The 871-nt window shown below is 48.9% G+C and carries 1 protein-coding gene; it reads right to left on the bottom strand.

Going from position 1 to position 871, the window contains the following annotated elements; all coding sequences use genetic code 11:
* Positions 1 to 143 precede the first annotated feature (143 nt).
* Positions 144 to 818 (bottom strand): hypothetical protein, encoded by a 675-nt coding sequence (locus E1189_RS00950; RefSeq protein WP_155158247.1) that lies wholly within the window; start codon positions 816 to 818, stop codon positions 144 to 146.
* Positions 819 to 871: the final 53 nt, after the last annotated feature.

Below are 871 nucleotides of genomic sequence, written 5' to 3'. Positions count from 1 at the left end.
GTGACAAAAAAGTTCAGCCTGAAGATCATTACCATCTTTCCCATAAAAGAACAAAAAAGATAGCAACGTAGCCTTGTGACGTTGTTGTTTACAACAGCGGTAAAAGACACCGCTAAACTACACACAAGTAATGGTTTGGGTACTTATGCAGTCATATGAGCCAATAGCTGGTGTTCCTTTACCCTCCAGGGTTCATCTTTCTTCAGTTCTTGTCGATGGGGTTCAACGTCGTTGGCTTTAGCAAAGAGTACTTTCACTCTATGTTTAAACTCCTCCTCCCTCTCTTCTTCAATACCCAAGGTTTCCAGCATGGGTTTCGGCCAGACGGATATAAGACGGAAGCAGTGGCCCAGTTGACTGAGGCAGGATGCACTTGTACCTCTGCTTTTTTCAACCGCAAGAGCCGCCCAACGTAACGCTTTCCCCAGAAGATCCGTTTGTTTGGGTAAGGTGGCTTCAACTTCTATTAATTCCCGGAAGTTGCGGATACTGAAATACAGGCTGGCTTCGAACCCTGAAAATAACTGTTTTTCGAGTTGCAGTTCATCAAACTGCTTCCATGCCCCCATGTCAACGAGAATGGCTGCTATACCCAGTTCGATGTCCTTGTCATCACAGGGGATATTCGGCTGACCAGCTGCCTGGGTGCGCAACCATGTAAAGATGTCCAGGGCCTGTTGCTGGCTAACCTTGTCCCCCATGAGCTGGAGATGCCTGGCCAGTGTTAACTCAATATCCTTGTCATCGCAGGGGGTGTCCGGCTGTCCACCAGCTGCCTGGGTACGCAGCCGAGTATATATGTCCAGGGCTGTTCTCATGTTGTCCGCCCCCCCCCATGATTGCAGATGCCTGGCCCAGTGTTAACTCGATA

The sequence above is a fragment of the Parendozoicomonas verongulae genome (assembly GCF_009711465.1).
GTDB lineage: Bacteria > Pseudomonadota > Gammaproteobacteria > Pseudomonadales > Endozoicomonadaceae > Sansalvadorimonas > Sansalvadorimonas verongulae.
This window is presented reverse-complemented; position numbering and strand designations above follow the sequence as displayed.

Coding starts and splice junctions, on each gene's coding strand:
- E1189_RS00950 (WP_155158247.1), bottom strand. CDS start 818: ATGAGAACAGCCCTGGACATATATACTCGGCTGCGTACCCAGGCAGCT.